The sequence below is a fragment of the Brochothrix thermosphacta DSM 20171 = FSL F6-1036 genome (assembly GCF_036884295.1).
GTDB classification, from domain to species: domain Bacteria; phylum Bacillota; class Bacilli; order Lactobacillales; family Listeriaceae; genus Brochothrix; species Brochothrix thermosphacta.
On the sequence record NZ_CP145608.1, the window covers coordinates 1,406,129 to 1,426,745 of the forward strand.

Here is a 20,617-nt window from a genome sequence, read left to right on the forward strand (position 1 = left end):
ACCTAATCTATGAGTTCTGACTTTTATATGCCTGCACATGTGCAGTTACTTGTTTAATTACTGCTGGATTAGCTTCTGGGAAAACACCATGACCTAAGTTAAAAATATAGCCTGGTGCGGTTGTGCCGTCTGCTAATACGCGATTTAATTCTTGTTCTAAAACAGGCCATGGCGCTGTCAAATAAGCAGGATCCATATTCCCTTGAATTGCTTTGGTGATGCCTTGTTTACGGGCTGCAGCCATGGACATACGCCAATCCATTCCAATGACATCTAATGGCATTTTATTCCACTCTTGTAACAAGTGCGTGGCATGGACACCGTGCATAATTTTAATAGCTGTACTATCTTCTAATGCTGCAAGTATTTTTTTAATCCCCGGAGCGATATAACGATTGTAATCAATCAAACTCACATCGCCAATCCAAGAATCAAATAATTGTACAGCTGATACACCGGCTTCTATCTGTGCTTTCAAATAAACAATCACCATGTCAGCTAGTTTATCCATCAGCAAATGCCATTCATCCTCATGTTGATACATAAAACTTTTTGTTTTAAGATGCGTTTTTGAAGGGCCTCCTTCAATTAAATAGCTCGCTAATGTGTAGGGCGCTCCTGAAAAACCAATCAACGGAACCGTGAGCATTTCTGCTGTCAATAACTTGATGGTATCCAACACATAAGGAATATCTCGCTGTGGATCTAAACTGCCAAGCGCGTCAATATCTTGACGTGTTTTGATTGGCGACTTAATAACAGGTCCAATTCCTGTTTCGATTGTGACATCAACACCGATACCGTGTAAAGGTGTCATGATATCTTTATATAAAACAGCCGCATCAACGCCATAGTTATTAACAGGTAATGCTGTCACATAGGCACATAATTCTGGTTGATGCGTAATTTCAAACAACGAGTATTTCGCTTTAATTTCACGGTATTCTGGTTGTGAACGCCCCGCTTGACGCATAAACCACACGGGTACATGATCCGTTACTTCGCCACGTGCTGCTTGTAAAAACGTCTGATTCGTTATTTTAGTTGGTATCGTCATTAAAAATCCTCCTCTTATACACTTCTGCCACTCAATTATAGCAATAATAAAAGCCTTGTCGTACCTTTTTGACTCTTTTGTGAATTATTTCATATTTTCGACACATTCATTAAGTGATTGCTAAAAAAGCATTGACTAAACTCACCTTTCAAACGAATGATACAATCAACACGTTAACTTTAACAAAACAATCAAACAATGACTTTTATCTGCTTACGCTGCACAGATTGATTCAATAGCACTGCGCTTTATTATTGGAGACACCAAAACGCTAAAGCAGTCTTTATGCAAAAAGAAAACTGAGTATAAATTTGCTTTTAAATAAACGGTACTATGTTTAAACATTAGTTGAAAGTTTGAACTAAGCAATCAATCTATCTGTTACATAATCGGTTTAATGCATTATACAATTAAACAGTTATTAAAATAGGGACTTGAAAGATACAATAACAAAATAAATTTCATAAAATACTTAGTTTTAATTACGCCGATTGTAAAATTAAGCTAGACAATTAAAAAAATCATTTGTGATACACTCAAATTGTATTTCCGACGAAAGAAAACAAGGAGAGTGATCACAAATGACCTATACACATCTTACTACAGATGAACTCGTTTTAATAGAATCATATTATCATCAAACTAAGAAAGTTAAATTTGTTGCAGAGACTTTAAAACGTTCGAGACAAACTATTTATAATGTTTACAACGCTTTAGATGATGGTTTATCTATGCTAGATTACTACCAACGATACAAAAATAATAAAAAAAATTGTGGGAGACTTCCTATCCTTTTACCTGATAATGAAACTGACTATATTCAAAAGAAAGTGGCTCAAGGGTGGACACCAGACGTGATTATTGGTCGTAACGAGTTTCCTATTTCTTGTTCTGTTCGTACTCTTTATAGACTATTTAAGCGTGGCTATTTTAACTTAGCCGCCTTACCAATGAAAGGGAAAAGAAAGCCGAATGGTCACAAAGAAAAGAGAGGTAAACAAGCTTTTAAAAGAACGATTCATCAGCGTGATAAGGAAAATCGTCACTTCAAAAGTGAGTTTGGTCACCTTGAAGGTGACACTATCGTTGGCAGAAATCATAAAAGTGCTGTTATTACCTTAGTTGAAAGACTATCAAAAGTAATTATTACGTTGAAACCTACCGGCAGACAAGCAATAGATATTGAAAACAGTTTAAACAACTGGTTTAAAACAATTCCCACTCATTTATTTAAGTCTATTACGTTTGATTGTGGTAAAGAATTTTCTAATTGGAAATCTGTCAGTAACTCCAATGATATTAATATCTACTTTGCTGATCCAGGTACTCCCTCACAAAGAGGGTTAAATGAGAACTCCAACGGATTATTACGCAAGGACGGACTACCTAAGAGAATGAATTTCAATGAAGTTGATGAAGCGTTCATTCAGTCTGTTGCTTCTAAAAGAAATAACATTCCTAGAAAGTCATTGAACTATAAAACACCATTGGAAGTATTTTTGAGTTATGTTAATAATGATATTTTGTCTAGCTTAATTTGACAAATAAAATTATAAATAATTCACTATTTACCCTAATTTTAAAATCCACACTATTTAACACAGAACCATCTAATCTCAATAGTTTCATATCTTTAGCAGAAGCAGTTTTTATTTAGACAAAAAAAGAAAGCCATTATAAATGGCTTTCTTTTTACTATTATTTCGCGTATTCAACAGCTCTCGTTTCACGAACAACCGTCACTTTAATGTGACCTGGATAGTTCAATTCACTTTCAATTGATTTACGAATTTCTCGTGCAAGACGAATCGATTCTAAATCATCCACATCATCGGGTTTTACGATGACGCGAATTTCTCGACCAGCTTGAATGGCGAAGGCTTTCTCTACGCCTTTGAAGCTTTCAGGAATTGATTCTAAGCGCTCTAAGCGATGAATATAATTCTCTAACGTTTCACTACGTGCTCCTGGACGAGCTGCTGATAAAGCATCTGCGGCCGCCACAAGGATTGAGATAATTGAAGTAGGTTCCGTATCACCATGATGTGATGCAATCGCGTTGATAACTGTTTCATGTTCTTTATATTTGGTTGCCAATTCGACACCAATTTCAACATGACTACCTTCAATTTCATGATCAATGGCTTTCCCAATATCATGGAAAAGACCTGCACGTTTTGCCAAAGTAACATCTTCGCCTAATTCACCAGCTAAGATACCACTTAAGCGAGCAACCTCGATAGAATGATTTAATACATTTTGTCCATAGCTTGTACGATAACGAAGGCGACCTAATATTTTAATTAAGTCGGGATGAACGGCATGTAAGCCAAGTTCAAATGTTGCTTGTTCACCAAGCTCACGAATGTGTTCATCCACCTCTTTACGAGCCTTGTCGATCATTTCTTCAATACGAGCTGGATGTATACGACCATCCTCTACTAGCTTCTCAAGCGCGATGCGAGCAATCTCACGACGTACCGGATCAAAGCCTGATAAAATAACTGCTTCCGGTGTATCATCAATGATTAAATCAATACCAGTTAGCGTTTCAATTGTACGAATGTTACGACCTTCACGACCAATAATTCGACCCTTCATTTCATCATTTGGCAAGTTAACAACGGATACAGTTGTTTCTGATACAAAATCAGCTGCAGAACGTTGTATTGCTAATGATAAAAGATCTTTGGCTTTTTTATCGGACGTTTCTTTCGCATCATCCTCGCTCTCTTTAATCATAACAGCTATATCATGAGATAATTCTTTTTCAGTTAGAGTTAATATTTCTTCTTTCGCTTGGTCTTTCGTCAAAGCCGAAATGCGTTCAAGTTCAAGTTTCTCATCTGCTACCAATTTTTCTACATGAGCTTTTTTCTGTTCAATTAGTTGTTGTTTCTGAGCAATTTTTTCCTCTTTACTCTCTAGCGATTCCTCTTTATTATCAAGAGTCTCCGCCTTACGATCGAGGATTTCTTCACGTTGTAAAAGTCGGCTCTCTTTAGTTTTCAAATCAAAACGACGTTCACGCAGTTCATTCTCAGTTTCAGTTCGATAGCGTTGGTTTTCTTCTTTTGCTTCTAAAAGAGCTTCTTTTTTAAGACTCTCTGCGTCTTTCAACGCATCCGCTTTAATGTGCTCTGCCGTCGTGCGGCTAGCTTCCATATTTCGTTGATTAGAATCATTCGCTATTTTTCTTCCTACAACAATACCAATGATCGAGAAAAGGAATACGAGGATGATAGTAATTACGTAGGTCATACATTCACCTCCATTCTTATTCAAATTCATGTCATATTGTCGGCTGACTTATTGTACAGCACACTACATTAGTGATTCAATATATAAGATAATATCTCTTAAAGTAAAATTATCTTACAATTTACATTATACCGATAAAATGGCGTTTTGTGAAATAAATAATTTGATTTATATGTAGAAAATCGCCTTTTATATGCACATTTTCTAATAATTATCATTACGCTTGTAATAAAACGAGTAGAAACGTTGCTATACAAAGGTTTTCGAGCAATAAAAAAAGATAGACAAAATGTCTATCTTTTCGTTTTTATTTTTTATTTTTCAACATTTTCCGTATCAACAGTCGCTTCTTCTACTACTTCAGCAGATTCTGGTAAGTCATCGCCAATACCATAAGCATTACGAACTTTTCCAGAAATTTCTAAACGAGTGTCAGTATGTTCACGTAAATATTGTTTTGCATTTTCACGACCTTGGCCAATTCGTTCGCCTTCATAAGAATACCATGAACCACTTTTGATAATGATATCTTCTTCAGCTGCCATATCAACCAATTCACCTTCACGTGAAATTCCTTCTCCGTATACAATATCAACTTCTGCAATACGGAAAGGTGGCGCTACTTTATTTTTAACAACTTTAATTCGTGTTTTGTTACCGATAATATCAGTACCTTGTTTTAGTTGTTCAGCACGACGTACTTCTAAACGAACTGACGCATAAAATTTCAATGCACGACCACCTGGTGTAATTTCAGGGTTACCAAACATAACACCGACTTTTTCACGAATTTGGTTAATGAACAGTGCAATTGTTTTCGATTTGTTGATTGAACCTGATAATTTACGTAAAGCTTGTGACATTAAACGCGCTTGAAGACCAACGTGTGAGTCTCCCATTTCGCCTTCAATTTCAGCTTTTGGTACCAAAGCAGCTACTGAATCGACAACAACGATATCAACGGCTCCTGAACGTACTAACGCTTCACATATTTCAAGTGCTTGTTCACCTGTATCAGGTTGAGAAAGTAGTAATTCATCAATATTAACGCCTAATTTTTTAGCATAAGCTGGATCAAGTGCATGCTCTGCATCGATAAACGCCGCTGTTCCGCCTTGTTCTTGAACTTCTGCAATTGCATGTAATGCTACAGTTGTTTTACCTGAACTTTCTGGACCGTATACTTCAACAACACGTCCACGAGGATAACCACCAACACCTAATGCCACATCAAGTGCCAACGAGCCACTTGGAATAGTTTTTATATTGGTATCAGTTTTTTCACCTAATTTCATGATAGAACCTTTACCGAATTGCTTTTCAATTTGTTTTAATGCCTGTTCTAAGGCTGCTTGACGATTATCCAACTTATTTCCTCCTTCGTAACAAAACGAAATTTATTATCTATAGTTATTACTATAAACGTTCTTTAACCTAATTACAAGCAAAAGAACGAACGTATATTCGGTTTTGGTGTAAAAAAGCTGCTACTAAAGCATTTCTAATGTGAAGTTTTTGCTGTTTTTTCTTCCCAATACTTGTATAATTGCCAAAAAGCTTCTTTTACTGCTCTTTCACGATTATATTGGCGGTCCCTTGCAAATAAATGATGTTTTGCAGTTGTGGACGTTTCATCGCTAAACCCAATCCAAACACTACCTGAAGGTTCACCGTCATGAGAACCTGGTCCTGCAACACCTGTGAAACTAACACCGATGTTAGCAGCTGTTTGTTGACGAACATTATTCGCCATCGTTTTTGCAGTGGCTTCACTGACGACACCGTTTTCTGTTAATAGCTCTTCAGGCACACCCAACAGGCTTGTTTTTGTATCGGTTGCATAAGTGACCAAACCACCACGTAAAACGCGCGATGCGCCTGGAACAGAGGCTAATGTCGCTTGGAATAAACCGGCTGTTAAACTCTCTGCGGCTGAAACAGTCAAATTTTGTTCCGTCAACAAACGCACAACTTTTTCTTCAAGGCTTTCACCATCGTAGCCAAAAAAGTAAGCGCCTAAACGACTCAGTACTTTTTCTTCAAGTTCATCGATTAATGGCGTTAATTCAGCTGCATTTTGCGAAGAAGCTGTTATTCTTAACGTTACCTCATGTTTACCTGCATATGTGCCTAGTGTAGGATTTGTTTGTTTTGTAATCAAATCATCTAGCTGATCAGCGAGGCGTGATTCGCCAATACCATAAAAGTGTAAAACACGCGATTCTAGTCGATAATCACCTGCAGCTTTTTCAAGGCGGTTTCGCACTTCATTGGTAAACATCGTTTTCATTTCGGTTGGTACCCCAGGCATTAATATGTATGTGACACCCTCATGTTCCAACATCATTCCTGGTGCAAAGCCAACAACGTTATCGAGTACATCGGCACCTTCAATGACATCGGCCTGCAACAGATTATTAGCTGTCATGGGCCCGTCACCACGGCGTTTAAAGAAATTTAGGATGACCTCTTCAGCCTTGGCGTCACGAACAAGTTCTAATCCAAGAACATCCGCAATCGTTTTTTTTGTTAAATCATCTTGAGTTGGGCCTAATCCACCTGTAATAATAATAAGGTTTGCACGCTTCTGAGCTGTGCGAATAACATCACTGAGTCGTTGTGGGTTATCACCAACAACCGTATGATAATACATATTATGTCCTGTTAATGCGAGCTCTTCGGAGATGAATTGAGCATTTGTATTAGTAATTTGTCCAAGCAATAGTTCTGTTCCTACAGCGATCATTTCAGCATTCATTTAAACATCCTCTTCCCCTATTTTATATCTATCTACACGCTGTATTATACCATTCACAGGTCATCATTTTAACTTATCAGTCTGTTAGTTAACATAATTTTATTATTCAGTACTTATGAATAATAAAAAACCCCAGATATATAATCTGAGGTCTCAAACGACTAATTGTTTCTTTATTTAAATCCGTCACTAAAGACATGACGGTTTTGATAAAAATAATTGATACCTGATAACACTGTGAAAAAGACACAGACATAAAAGATAATTAAATCGACACGTATACCTGTTGCTGCAAAGGGAAAGTTACTTAACATTAATAGCGGTATAGCTACAAGTTGTGTAAATGTTTTAATTTTACCTAACATATTTGCAGCATTGACCTCCCCACCCTCAGCTAACAAGAGACGTAAGCCAGTGATTGCCAATTCGCGTGAAACAATCAAAACAACTGCCCAAGACGGAATAATATCAGCTCCTACCAAGGCAATAAAAGCCGCCATTACCAATAATTTATCTGCTAATGGATCCGCAAATTTACCAAAATTAGTCACTAGGTTGTGTTTACGAGCTAAATAACCATCTAACCAATCTGTAATTGATGCAACAACAAAAACAATAGTTGCAATTAAATGAGCAACAGTAATTGTAGAGTCTAAGACGGTAAAAGTTCCCCAATTAAACGGAATCAAAAATAGTATTAGAAAGACAGGGATTAATAGGATACGTAAAACCGTAAGTTGATTTGGAATATTCATCATTTTTCTCCTTTAAAAAAGGCGTAAGCTGCCCAATATAATAAAAGTCATTGAGTATTTTCAAGACTTTTATTACAATTTGCAGTTACCCCTCACTTTTATTTTTGTGTAATATTTAATGTGATATTTTGTGTAATAGAATCTGAAGCGAAGGTTAATTTTTCACCGTCGATAGTCACCTCTAGAGCTTGTGAATTTCCGACAGTCACATTGACACTTGTTTGACCCGAGAGCTCAACTTCTTGTTTATTACCCGAAGCAAGTAAGCCTGACTCTAATGATTCTCCTGTTGAAGAAGTAATTGAATTCCAGCTATCACCACTTGTAGCATCTAATACCAATTTAAGTTTGGCGCTCTTTGGAGCTTCGATTTCATAAACATTTGATTCTGAGTCTTTATCCGGTGCCGAAATTTTAACATCTCCAGCATCTTGATCTTCTTCTTTAGAATCACTTGATTCAGATTCTTTACTACTTGACTCCACTTTCGATTCGCCTGATTTGTTAGCTTCATCGATTGAGATACTTGTTGCAGGTGATTTATCTACCACTGTATCCGTTGACGTTTGTCCTTTGTTATATAACATCCACCATAACGCACCTACAATAACTACTACAATCACTGCTAACACAATTTTAAAGCCTTTGCCCAATAAAAAAGCAGGAACTTCACGAGGAGCCTTTTTTGGTTTCTCTCTTGTTGCTGTTGTATCGGTTGCATTAACTTCTGTTTTTATTGAAGGTAGTTCATTGCGATAGGTCGCCATTATTTCATCGCCATCAAGTCCAACGACTTCAGCATATGTACGTATGAAAGCTCGCGTATAAAAATCGCCCGGCAACACACTGAAATTCCCTTGTTCAATAGCTTCTAAATATCTTTTTTGTATTTTTGTTTTTTGTTGAAGTTCGTCTAAAGTCATTTTCTTCTCTTTACGACTTTTCTTTAGCAAATTACCTAATTCGCTCATACTTTTCACCTGCCATCGCCTTGTTATTTTATGAATCAATCACCAAAAACGAGCATTTATTACTAGATTTTTTAAGGCAGTTGCAACTTGCCATCTCCAAAATATTAATGTCTCTGCAGGGATCGTATTCTTGTAGTACTTTTTCATCTTATATTAGTTTGATTTTCTAAAGCATCAATCACTTGAATGATTAATCAGCTTGATTCGCTAAAGTAGAAGCAACAATTACTTGTTATTATTCTAAAAGTAAAAAGAAAGTTACTTTCAGACTGAAGATAAACGCCAATCTAGGTATACATACACCCGCTCAGCATTTCTATTCAGTCTGCCGATTTTGTTAAAAATGAGCACTTTATTTTTCAACAGTACCAACCTTCACTTTTTGCTCGTACTGGCTGATTCATCAATTCAAATCCACACAACACTGTCATTTGGTTGGAAATTTTATTATATATACTACCACCATATTATTAAAATTTCATAAAAATATGAGCATATGCAAGATTACCAAAACAAACGTTCGTGTTTTGGTAAAAATACAGTGTGATTTAAGATAAAAACCTCTAATTTAACATAAAAATGCACTAACATCATTTTAGCACGTCACCTTGCACTTGTCACTTCTAATCAGGTATCGTTTTACAACTATTTTTGTGGCTTAATTTTAAATGCCAAACTTGACGTTTTTGCAAGTATTGTCTCTGCAAGACTAGACAAATTATCCAACGTAATTTCAGCTAAAATTGATAGCACATCATCAGGATCCGCCTCTTTAAAATGATAGTCTGCTAACCATTCACTATAGGCCTCGAAATTATCTGATAAAGTAACTAACGTACCAATCAATTCACGCTTAGCACATGTGAAAACGTGGTCATTTAATATATCTGGGTGATGCGCAGTTTTTAAAAGTTGCTTGAGTGCTGCGACAGCTTCATCACCACCGGTTCCCATCAACAACAAATAACTAAAATTATCCTCATACACAAAATGGCTACTAAATGATTCATCGATAATCCCTTTTGCATAAAGTGTATTATAGTTGCTGGAAAGCGGGCTTAACAAAACATCTGTTAATAGTTGTCGTTCCAACACACTTTTAATATAGGTACGCCCAGTCTCTTTTACAGCAGGCCAACGAACACCTACTGCAAACTTGTCTAGCTGAATCGGCATGCTCATTTGTGCATCATTACCTATTTCTTTAAGAGGGTCACTATGATAGCTTAGTTTACTTGTTGGCATTGTATTAATTTCCCACTGTTTTTCAAGCTGTAACATGCTCTTAAAGAGGTTATCAGCATTAAAATTACCGGTAATCACCCAAAGCATTTCTTCTGGACGATACATTTGCGCATGCGTCTTTTGTACCGTTTCAAGATCGATTTTTGCAACATCTTCTTTTGTACCTGTAATATCAGTTGCAATTAATTGATTTGGAAATAACCCTCCCAGACTCATTTGCATCAATGCGGTGTACACATCATCTTCATACATTTCTTGCTCTTGTAGTATTATCGCCTGTTCATGTGCGACATGTTCTGCTGTCCATTGCGGCTGTAGAACCATTTTCGCTAAACGATTAATTAAAGGTTCAATATCATCTGTCGCCAATACAGTGTAGCTCGTTGACGTTGTTGTTGTAAAAGCATTGATATTTGCGTGTTTTTCAACAAAAAATTTACTGATATCCAGTGTTTCGGATTGGAACATCATATGTTCAATAAAATGAGCTACCCCTGTTAGTGGTGTCTCTAATTCTGTGGTTGAGCCAAATGGCACAGTTAACTGTATAAAACTATGATGTGATTCCGGTTTTTCAAGCAGCATCACAGTCATTCCGTTTGCTAATTTTTTCTTAATTGGTGCTTTCAATTGATCGCTCCTTTTTTAAGAGGCAATAACTGCCCTTATATTCCCATTGTTGCATCATCTTTTGAATCATTTTTGGCGTGATTTCTGCAATCATTTGTTGCCATTCTGAAAGCGACAACGTATGAGGTAATAATTGACGAGAAAATGCGATATCATTGACTCCTTCTATTTCATCTAATTCTAACTGTAAATCATGCCATAATGTTTTTTTAGCAAGGTCAATTTCTTCCTGGGTCACGCCTTGCTCTGCCATTGCTTGTTGTTGGCGTTTCATTAACTCTAGAGCCTTTTCAGTTTGTTTACTCTCAACACCAGCTATAGCGTATGCTAATTGTTTTGTAATATTCATGCTGCCGTATATTTCATAAGCCAATTGTGCTTGTTCTCTGACTTCTTCAAACAAACGTGAGTGACTATCAACCGCCCAAATATAATAAGCCAATTGTAAAACTACGCGTTCTTGTTGAGAAGTAATCAGCGGCAATTGGTATGTAATAATCGTTTTTGCTTGCATTACATCATGATGTTTTACAGTTTTTCCTAAATCCGCTAACTCACTCTTCCTAAAAGAATAACGTTGGATTTTTTTTACATTGCCCGTTGGAAATTGATCGAGCTGTTTTTTGATATTGTTCCATTCAACGTCCCCCGTAATCGTAATTAACTGTTCATCTTCCACCATCATTTTCTGATAGGTTTCTTGAAGTGCTTGTAAATTAATTGTAGTAACATCTTCTTTCACACCAATTGCGTGATAACGGTAGACATCGTTTTGATACAATTTTTGCAATACATCCTCCATGGCAATATCTGTAGGATCTTCTTGGATGGAGTCAAACCGTTTAATTAATGTTTCTTGTTCACGAGCAAACAGTTCTTCTAACGCACTTGTTGGAGTGAATATTGGTTTGAATAGCGTGGATTGTAAGAAAGACCATACATCATCTTCATAATTAATATCATCGATTAGTTTCGGATTAGGATAAATTAACGTGCAATGAACAATATGATAATCCCCACTCTTTTCAACGATAGCGTCAAGTGATGCGCCAAATAAATACGATAGTCGTTGTTGAAAAGCGTTTAAAGTTGGATAATCTTCGCTTAATCCAAACCAATTAGCAAAAAGAGAGCGCTTGGTAATGGTGTCACGCTCAATCAGCGCCTTAAAATGCCACGAGACTTCGACTTGTTGAAATTGTGTCGTTGCTTCTAACATAACGGGATAACCGTTGATTGTCTGGATTGTTTCATTATTTTTAATTTTTATCATCCCCTATTCCGATTCTTGAATCGGCCATTCCGTGACATTGACACGACGTGGCTTACTGCCTTCATGTGGTCCAACGATTCCTCGATTTTCCATTTCGTCAACAATACGTGCTGCTCTATTATAACCAACTTTAAATTTTCGTTGTAACATCGATACTGAGGCTGCTTGTTGTTGAACAAACATTTGAACCGCCTCATCAAACAATTCATCATCTGGTTCGGCTTGGTTGGTATCAATCTCATCTGGTATCATTTCTTCTTGGTATTGTGCTTTTTGTTGCTCTATACAGGCATCAACAATCGTTTCTACCTCTTGATCTGATAAAAATGCCCCTTGAATACGCGTTGGTTTTGAGGAATCGGCTGTTTTAAAGAGCATATCTCCCATACCTAATAATTTCTCGCCACCTGACATATCAAGGATTGTACGAGAATCGATTGCTGAAGAGACAGCAAATGAAATACGTGCCGGAATATTCGCTTTAATTACACCTGTAATAACGTCAACTGACGGACGTTGTGTTGCAACAATCATATGAATACCTGATGCACGACCCATTTGCGTAATGCGCATAATTGCACTTTCAACATCATTGGATGCGACCAACATTAAGTCGGCTAATTCATCAACAATGGTTACGATATAAGGTAACGGTGTTTGTTTAACCGATTCCGTTTCGTTGTTTTCAGCGACAATTTGGTTATAACCTTCAATATTACGCGTTCCATAATGAGAAAATAAATCATAACGACGTTCCATTTCTGCCACTACTTTTTGTAGTGCTTGAGCTGCTTTTTTAGGATTTGTGACAACGGGTGTTAAAAGATGTGGTACGCCATTGTACACGCTTAATTCGACCATTTTAGGGTCAATAAGCATCATTTTAACTTCGTGTGGTTTTGCTTTTAATAAAATACTCGTAATAATCGAGTTAATACACACTGATTTACCACTACCTGTTGCACCGGCAACGAGCAAATGCGGCATTTTATTTAGTTTAGCCATTACTGCTTCACCAGATATATCACGCCCTAAAGCGATTTGTAATTTTTCACTCGGAATATTTTGAGGGTTGTCCTCTAATATTTCACGCAATGTCACCATGGCAACATTTTTATTGGGTACCTCGATACCTATCACTGATTTACCTGGAATAGGCGCTTGGATACGAACTTCTTTTGCTGCTAATGCCAAAGCAATATCATCAGTTAAACTCACAACCTTGCTAACTTTCACACCTACAGCTGGTTGAACTTCGTATTCTGTTACAGCCGGTCCTAAATGAACCTCGGTCACTTTAGCATCCACACCAAAACTTTTGAAAGTCGCTTCCAAGATTTTAGCATTTTCATTAATTTGACGTTTTTCATCGCTTTGATCAACAAACTTTGTAGGATTCAATAAAGTTGTACTTGGTAATTCATAGCTTGTATCGATCAAAGGCGCTGTAAACGGCACAACATCAGGCGTGTTTCCAATGACAGGGTCATCATTTTCTGGCACTTCTTTTGCTAGCTCAGTGATTGGTTGTGGTTTTGCAGCATTCCCCAACACTTCTGCACGTAAGTCTGGCATTTGTTTACCTTCATTAAATGATTTTATACGTGGTGGTTCATAGGCAACGTTTTTGGCTGGTTCTGGTTCAATTTCCTCTGATTCTTTTACAGGTTGACGTTCCACGGTTTTTTTAACTTTTGGTTTTTTTTCTTTATATGCTTTAATTTTTTGACTAATTTTAGCAACTAACCAATTTAAAACTTCACGCGGTGAGTGATCGGTCACTAAAAAGACACCTTCAATAAATAATAAAGTTGCCAAAATATAGGTACCTACAGCGGCGAATAAGAAATAAGTTAACGTAACAAGTAAGGCCGTAATATACCCCCCGCCGACAGAAACTAATGAAATCGTTTCTAAGCGATAGTTGTTCACTAGCTGATTACTGACTTGCATAACACTTAAATCACCAAATAATAGCGGTTGAACAATGGCTGTATGATAGATAACCATAATTGCAAACAACATAAAAAACACACCTAAGAAATGTGGTTTTAAAAGCGCTGGCCATTTTCTTTTAACAATAAAGTGAATACCCAATAATCCGATAAGAATTAATAAAACACCTGCAAAAGTACCTGCAAGGACAACACTCATCTCAAATAAAAAGCGACCGACGAAACCAAACTGCCCCATCCCAAAAATCGCTAAAATAATCAATATAATACCTGCTGATTCAAATGGTACTGGCCATTTTTTTAAATCTAGAACTTTCTTTTTTTTCTTTTTTGTCGTTTTCTTACGTTGTGACCGTTGTTGGGCCAAATCTGCCACCCTCTTCTATATAAATAATTGACTGAATAATCATTCCTAATTATACCATAATCTCTTTAAAACAGAACGTATAGACATATTTATGTCCCCCTCCGTCTTTTAGTTGACAATAATATCATTATGTTCGCTAAAGTTATCGCAAATAAACACAAAATATGACTGTTATTTTAGAAGACTGCTTTTTACTTACCTTTTTAAAGCTGATTGGTACTAAATTTAACGTCCCTTTTCAGCTAAATGCAGGCGTGTCCTTTTAAACAGCGCATTATTTAACCTGTTATATTTATACGTTTATTCAAAAAGCATTCATTGGCTTTTACTTTTCCCTCTTCTTAGAATGTGAGCGCCCTGCTTTTTATTGAGGGAAAGCTAGCTTAATCAGCTGTAAATAGCATCTGAAATTAAAGGCTAATCCTTATATAGGTTAGCAATATTCTGGATTCTATTTTTAAGTTCTGTTCGAATATGCAAAGGTTCTAAAAATTGACATTTATCACCAAAACTTAAAATAATGTTGTAATAATAGTCGTTTTCTATCAATGGAAAGTCAACAATGTAATGTTCTTCGCCATCTGATGTAAAGTCTTCGTAGACACAAAAATCAAGCACTCTATCCATGATAGACTTGTGAATTCGGATTGTTGTCCTTATTTGTATACTTGTCCAAGTATCTGTAAAATCTAATAAAGGTTTTTGATAATCTTTTGGCTTAAAGAAACTATTTTCAATTTTTAATTTTGATACACGAGACAGTTTGAAAAGACGAAAGTCCTTTCTTGTATAACAATAGCCATGAAAATACCAATGATTACTTTTCAATATAATCTGATAGGGTTCTGTTTTCCGTTCTGTTTTTATGCCGTGAGCATTTGTATATTCAAATGAGAGGATGTTGTAATTTTGTAACGCTAATTTTATTATGTTTAGATTCTTCTCCACATTCCCATCACTTATCCACTGGTTTAAATCTATTTGGATTTGATTCGTTTGAAATTCAATTTCATTTACTTTGTCAGCAGGAATGAAACTTTTAACTTTTGTGAGGGCATTTGTTAATTCTGCGCTTTTTATTATATTTGAAAAGCCAGAAAGTCCAATTAAAATAGAAGAAATATCTGTAGATGAGAAAGTTTTTTGATCGATTTTATATCTTTTCATTATTTCAAAACCACCACCTACGCCAGATGTTGAATAGACGGGAATACCGGCTAAGTTGATCGCATCTATATCACGATAAATGGTCCGTTTTGAAACTTCAAATATATTAGCTAATTCGTGTGCACTTACTCGTTCTTTATCAAGTAGTATCATTATAATACTAATAAGCCTGCTAATTTTCATCCTGTATTTACCTCATCGTTTTTCTTCATTTTAGATTGTTGCCATACAGTTGTCAACAATCCCCCCGTATACTAATAGAGTACCAAAAATTATAATAAATGGAGGAACTTTATGAAAACTATTTATATTTATGTACTTGATACTCTTGCTGATTGGGAGCTGGGACATATTACTTCGGAGCTAAATTCTAGACGATTTTTTAAACCTGATGCCGATCAACTAGCAATTAAAACAGTGAGTTATTCAAATAAACCCATTCGAACAATGGGTGGTATGACAATCATTCCTGATTGTACTGTTGATGATATTGTCATCAATGAGACAAACATGCTTCTATTACCTGGTGCAGATACTTGGAATAACGCAAAACACACAGCGGTTCTCAGTAAAGTAAGTGAGTTCCTTTCTGTTGGTGCTACAGTGTGCGCTATCTGTGGTGCTACTGCAGCACTTGCTGACTTTGGTATTTTAGATGAGCGTCCCCATACTAGCAATGGTGAAGGTTTTCTTGAAATGGTAAGTTCCAGTTACAATGGACAAAAATTTTATGTGGACCAACCTTCAGTATCAGATAATCATCTTATTACTGCCGGGTCAACAGCCTCATTATTGTGGACAAAACAAATTATTGACGACCTCGATGTTTATAAAAAAAGCACATTAGACGCTTGGTATGCTTACTTTAATACAGGTGACTCCAAATATTTCTTCGAACTTATGGACACTTTATCATCTAATGACAAGAATTAAACACTGTAACTCAAACACTTATTTTATTAGGCAGCATCAACAATAAAAAATCAAAAAATAAAGAGACTACCCTAATTGGTAATCTCTTTATTTTTTGTCTCTAGTATAATAAGCCAAAACTTATGAAATTTCAAAACAAACAAAAATACATTAGACTTGAAATTCAACTTTGAGATAAGAATTTTTTTCTCCAACTACAACAACCGGTGCTTTTTGCTATTTCAAAAAACTCATCAGACACAGATAGCCTCCCTCGTTTTTCTACAATATCTTCAACACCAAATAGGTTGTTTTCGTTCTCGCCTTTCTCCAATTTCTTCAGTTCTGAATGGGCTTATTTTACTTTTATTTTTTGTCTCCAGGATAATAAGCCAAAACTTGTGAAATTTCATAACAAACAAAAATACATTAGACCTGAAATTCAACTTTGAGATACTAATGTTTTTCTCCAACTGCAACAACCGGTGTTTTTTGCTATTTCAAAAAACTCATCAGGCACAGATAGCCTCCCTCGTTTTTCTACAATCGCTTCAACACCAAATAGGTTGTTTTCGTTCTCGCCTTTTCCAATTTCTTCAGTTCTGAATGGGCTTATTTTACTTTTAGTATTTTTCTTGAGAGGCGTTTCAATCCATAAAACAGTGGGATTGCGCTGATCATCAATGGGATGTATACAACTGCTAAGTGCCATTGGAAGAGGTTATCTAACGCAAATATCTTCCCACCAAAAATAAATAATGCTAAGAAGAGGCTAATTGATGTTGCTATCATTAAACCGATTTTCCAATTAAATGGTTGTGATACATAATAAAGTGCAACATAACAAACCATTCCTGTCATCCAAACTGTAATTGTTGATGTTTCATTATAGGTCCAACCGAATTGTTGACCAATTATTAAAATTATCATCGCATAAATGACAACACTGACGCCACTTGCTAAAGCGGGTTCCAAAACATTTTTTAGAAAGCGCCCTTTAATAGGTGCAACATTTGGTCTTAACGCTAAAAAGAATGATGGGATGCCTACTGTTAATGAACTGATTGGGCTTAATTGTATGGGTTGGAATGGATAAGGTGCTGCAATAAAAATAAATAACACTGCCAATATAATAGAGAAAACTGTTTTTGTAAGGTACAGTGACGCTACTCGTTGAATGTTATTGACCACTTTCCGTCCTTCCAAGACAACTCCGACCATTGAATCAAAGTTAGAGTCTAATAATACAAAGTTAGAGATGCCTTTTGCTGCATCACTCCCATTCTCCATCACAATACTACAGTCTGCTTTTTTCAGTGCCAATATGTCATTGACGCCATCGCCTGTCATACCTACTGTTCGTCCATTTGCCTGCAATGCTTCTACCAATGAACGTTTTTGTTCAGGGCTAACACGTCCGTATATACGATGTGTTTTTACTAATTTACGGTAGTCTGTCTCTGCTGGCAATTTACTCATATCAATCATTTGATCTGCTCCTGAAACACCGGCGCGTCTTGCAATTTGTGCAACGGTCTGTGGGTGATCTCCTGAAATGATACAAATCTCAACATCTTGTTTCATAAAATAGGCCAAGGTTTGTGGTGCTTCAGCACGAATCTCATCTTCCAAATAAATAAAGCCAATTAACTCTAAAGAGTTGGGTAATGTTTGATTCGATAACGATGTTGCTGTTTTAGCAACGGCTAATACGCGTAAGCCATTGCTTGTCGCTTTGGCCATTGCTTGCGTTTCTAGTTCAGAAAACGAGTCAAACAAGTATTCAGGTGCACCCATAACAAAACTCTCACCATGTCCGTACTCTACAGCACTCCATTTACGTGCTGAAGAAAATGGAATTATATGTGCTGTTTCCCAGTCCGATTCCTTTTGTTTGAAGTTTGACATGAGGGCTAACCCAGTGGCATTGTCCTCGTTTAAATCATGTGAAACGTGTCCGATAATCGCTTCGAATTCCTCTGTTGTCAGACCATTGACGGCTGTGACATCTGTCACTTTTAATTCGCCACTTGTAAGTGTTCCTGTCTTATCTAGACAAAGAATATCAACACGTGCTAGCGTTTCAATTGAGTCCATTGTTTTAACTAATACACGTCGTTGTGTTAATCGAATAACGCTGATTGCTAAAGCTACAGAAGTTAATAAAATTAAGCCTTCTGGAATCATACCAATCACTGCGGCGGCGGTTCCTAATATTGCTTGATTAACATCCATATTACTGAAACGGCTAGTAATAAAAAGTATTGCTCCTATCGGAATAATCCCAAATGTTAACACTCTGATAATCCGTTTCATCGTATGTACCAGTTCACTGTATACTTTTTTCGATCCTTTTGCTTCCATCGTTAATTTAGAGGTATAACTATTTTTTCCTACATGCGTTGCTTCAATCAAGGCGGTGCCACTGACTACAAAACTACCCGAAAAGACTTTATCTCCTGTATTTTTGAGAATAGCATCCGCCTCGCCTGTCAACTGAGATTCATCGCACTCGATGCCACGCGTCTCTAGCAGAATCCCATCAACCATTACTTGATGCCCACGTTTAATTTCAATGAGATCATTTTTAACGATTTCATCCTGTGCAATTTCATATTTTTGGCTATTACGTATAACTGTCGCTTTTGCTTGGTTCAATAACGTCAATTCATCTATATTTTTTTTGGCTCGTAGTTCTTGATAAATCCCAATGGTTGTATTAACAACAATGACACCTAAAAAAAGTAAATTTTTATAACTGCCAGTATAAATAACAAAGCTGGCAATGATTAGATTAATAAAATTAAACAATGTCAGGCTATTTTCAAGGTATATTTGTTTAAAACTCCGCGTCATTGGTTCTAACGCTTCATTTGTTTCCCCGCGTGCCTTTCGTTCTTCGACTTCAGCGAAGGAAAGGCCTGGATAAGTATTTTTATCTGCCATAAAGCCTCCCATGGTGCATTTTTAAAAGCCTTTCCATCGTGTTAAGCGTTGATTTAACAGGCTATTTGTCACTCATTATAGCTAACCGTTTGGTTGATTGCAAATGATAGTACAAAATAAGCGCTCGACATGTTTAAAGAACGTTAGTACCTATTTTCATACGATAAAAAAACTCACCACAATCAAAAGCGATATTTCTGCTACTTTTGTAGTGGTGAGCTTATATTACAGAAAATTAGTTAGCCAGAATAGCTTTTAATGCTGCTATACAGCCTTCATTTTGTTCAGCTGTTCCGATTGTTACACGCAACCAACCGGGTCTCAAACCAGCTCGTACAATGTAACCTCGTTTTAGTAATTCATCAAAGACTGGCGCTGTTTCACGCTCAATATTAAAGAAAATAAAGTTAGTTTGTGAAGGATAAAAGTCATAATTATTCGCGGAAAGGAACGCTTCCCATTGCGCCATACCCAAACGATTGTTTTTACGACATTCCGCAATAAAAGCCTGATCTGCTAAGGCAACACTTGCTGCTGACTGAGCCACACGTGAAGTATTAAATGGTAGTCTCACAACATTCAATTTATCATTAAGTTTTTTTGATGTGACACCAAAACCAATACGTAATGCTGCTAAACCATAAGCTTTCGAAAATGTGCGCATTACCATTAAGTTTGAATGTTTTTCTATCAATGGCATTGTATCTGGATAATCTTCAGCAATCGCATATTCAGCATAAGCTTCATCAACAATAACCAACACATGATCTGGCACACGACTTAAAACATTAATTAGTTCTTCATGTGAAAAATAAGTTCCGGTCGGGTTATTGGGATTGCAGAGCCATAAAATTTTAGTGTTGTGGTCAACCGCTTCCATCATCGCTTTTAAATCATGAAAACCATCTGCATCAACTGGCACTGATTTAACTTCTACACCCTCAATATCAGCATGTAGTGCGTATTGTGAAAAAGTCGGTGTCGCTTGTACAATGTTATCACCAGCTGTTAGAACAGCACGGCTTACAATTTGGATTACTTCATCTAGTCCAGCACCAATAACAAGTTGTTCGCCATCTACTTTATAAAAATCAGCTAATTCCGCACGTAAATTAACGGCATACCCATCAGGGTAAATCGACGTGTCTGATAACGCTGCGATAGCCGCTGCTTTTGCTGCTTTAGATGAACCTAATGGGTTTTCATTTGATGCCAGCTTCGCAATTGAAGTCAAACCTAGTTCTTTTTGAACTTCTTCAATCGGTTTTCCGGGCTTGTATGCTTGTAAATCGTTCAAGACTGCTTTTATTTTGATAGACA

The 20,617-nt window shown here is 36.5% G+C and carries 14 protein-coding genes; 2 read left to right on the forward strand and 12 right to left on the reverse strand.

Translation table 11 applies throughout. The features are described 5' to 3' along the window. Window positions 1-7 precede the first annotated feature (7 nt). Entirely contained in the window at window positions 8-1,057 is a 1,050-nt protein-coding gene (gene hemE / locus V6S17_RS07135; protein ID WP_029091813.1) for a uroporphyrinogen decarboxylase, read from the reverse strand. Between the two features lie 581 nt (window positions 1,058-1,638). Here hemE and V6S17_RS07140 point away from each other — a divergent pair. Next, window positions 1,639-2,598 (forward strand): IS30 family transposase, encoded by a 960-nt coding sequence (locus V6S17_RS07140; protein ID WP_069124469.1) that lies wholly within the window; start codon window positions 1,639-1,641, stop codon window positions 2,596-2,598. 157 nt (window positions 2,599-2,755) lie between these two features. Here the strand turns inward: V6S17_RS07140 and rny are convergent, their stop codons facing one another. The 9 genes from rny to V6S17_RS07185 all read right to left on the reverse strand — a co-directional run bounded on the left by rny (window position 2,756) and on the right by V6S17_RS07185 (window position 15,622). Beyond that, on the reverse strand, window positions 2,756-4,318 hold the full coding sequence (gene rny, locus V6S17_RS07145; RefSeq protein WP_029091997.1) for a ribonuclease Y: 1,563 nt from the start codon (window positions 4,316-4,318) through the stop codon (window positions 2,756-2,758). 314 nt (window positions 4,319-4,632) lie between these two features. Then, on the reverse strand, window positions 4,633-5,685 hold the full coding sequence (gene recA, locus V6S17_RS07150) for a recombinase RecA (protein ID WP_029091998.1): 1,053 nt from the start codon (window positions 5,683-5,685) through the stop codon (window positions 4,633-4,635). A 134-nt stretch (window positions 5,686-5,819) separates the two neighbouring features. Further along, complete coding sequence (locus V6S17_RS07155) at window positions 5,820-7,076, reverse strand: competence/damage-inducible protein A (protein WP_029091999.1); 1,257 nt, start codon at window positions 7,074-7,076, stop codon at window positions 5,820-5,822. Between the two features lie 173 nt (window positions 7,077-7,249). After that, complete coding sequence (gene pgsA, locus V6S17_RS07160; RefSeq protein WP_029092000.1) at window positions 7,250-7,831, reverse strand: CDP-diacylglycerol--glycerol-3-phosphate 3-phosphatidyltransferase; 582 nt, start codon at window positions 7,829-7,831, stop codon at window positions 7,250-7,252. A 98-nt stretch (window positions 7,832-7,929) separates the two neighbouring features. After that, window positions 7,930-8,802 (reverse strand): helix-turn-helix domain-containing protein, encoded by an 873-nt coding sequence (locus V6S17_RS07165; RefSeq protein WP_029092001.1) that lies wholly within the window; start codon window positions 8,800-8,802, stop codon window positions 7,930-7,932. Between the two features lie 645 nt (window positions 8,803-9,447). After that, a complete protein-coding gene (gene yfmH / locus V6S17_RS07170; protein ID WP_029092002.1) occupies window positions 9,448-10,677 on the reverse strand; it encodes an EF-P 5-aminopentanol modification-associated protein YfmH in 1,230 nt (409 codons plus the stop codon). Next, the gene (locus V6S17_RS07175; protein WP_029092003.1) at window positions 10,661-11,950 is read right to left on the reverse strand and encodes a M16 family metallopeptidase; all 1,290 of its coding nucleotides are present in this window, start codon (window positions 11,948-11,950) and stop codon (window positions 10,661-10,663) included. Before V6S17_RS07175 ends, yfmH begins: the two co-directional genes overlap by 17 nt. 3 nt (window positions 11,951-11,953) lie before the next feature. Next, complete coding sequence (locus tag V6S17_RS07180; protein WP_029092004.1) at window positions 11,954-14,281, reverse strand: DNA translocase FtsK; 2,328 nt, start codon at window positions 14,279-14,281, stop codon at window positions 11,954-11,956. Between the two features lie 408 nt (window positions 14,282-14,689). Beyond that, window positions 14,690-15,622: a helix-turn-helix transcriptional regulator gene (locus V6S17_RS07185; protein ID WP_029092005.1), complete on the reverse strand. Its 933-nt coding sequence runs from the start codon at window positions 15,620-15,622 to the stop codon at window positions 14,690-14,692. 111 nt (window positions 15,623-15,733) lie between these two features. Between V6S17_RS07185 and V6S17_RS07190 the strand changes: the two genes are divergently transcribed. Next, the gene (locus tag V6S17_RS07190) at window positions 15,734-16,372 is read left to right on the forward strand and encodes a DJ-1/PfpI family protein (protein WP_029092006.1); all 639 of its coding nucleotides are present in this window, start codon (window positions 15,734-15,736) and stop codon (window positions 16,370-16,372) included. A gap of 591 nt (window positions 16,373-16,963) precedes the next feature. Here V6S17_RS07190 and V6S17_RS07195 read toward each other — a convergent pair. Next, window positions 16,964-19,297, reverse strand: coding sequence for an HAD-IC family P-type ATPase (locus V6S17_RS07195; RefSeq protein ID WP_029092007.1), 2,334 nt, complete (start codon window positions 19,295-19,297; stop codon window positions 16,964-16,966). Between the two features lie 235 nt (window positions 19,298-19,532). Next, complete coding sequence (gene hisC, locus V6S17_RS07200) at window positions 19,533-20,612, reverse strand: histidinol-phosphate transaminase (protein WP_029092008.1); 1,080 nt, start codon at window positions 20,610-20,612, stop codon at window positions 19,533-19,535. Between the last annotated feature and the right edge of the window lie 5 nt (window positions 20,613-20,617).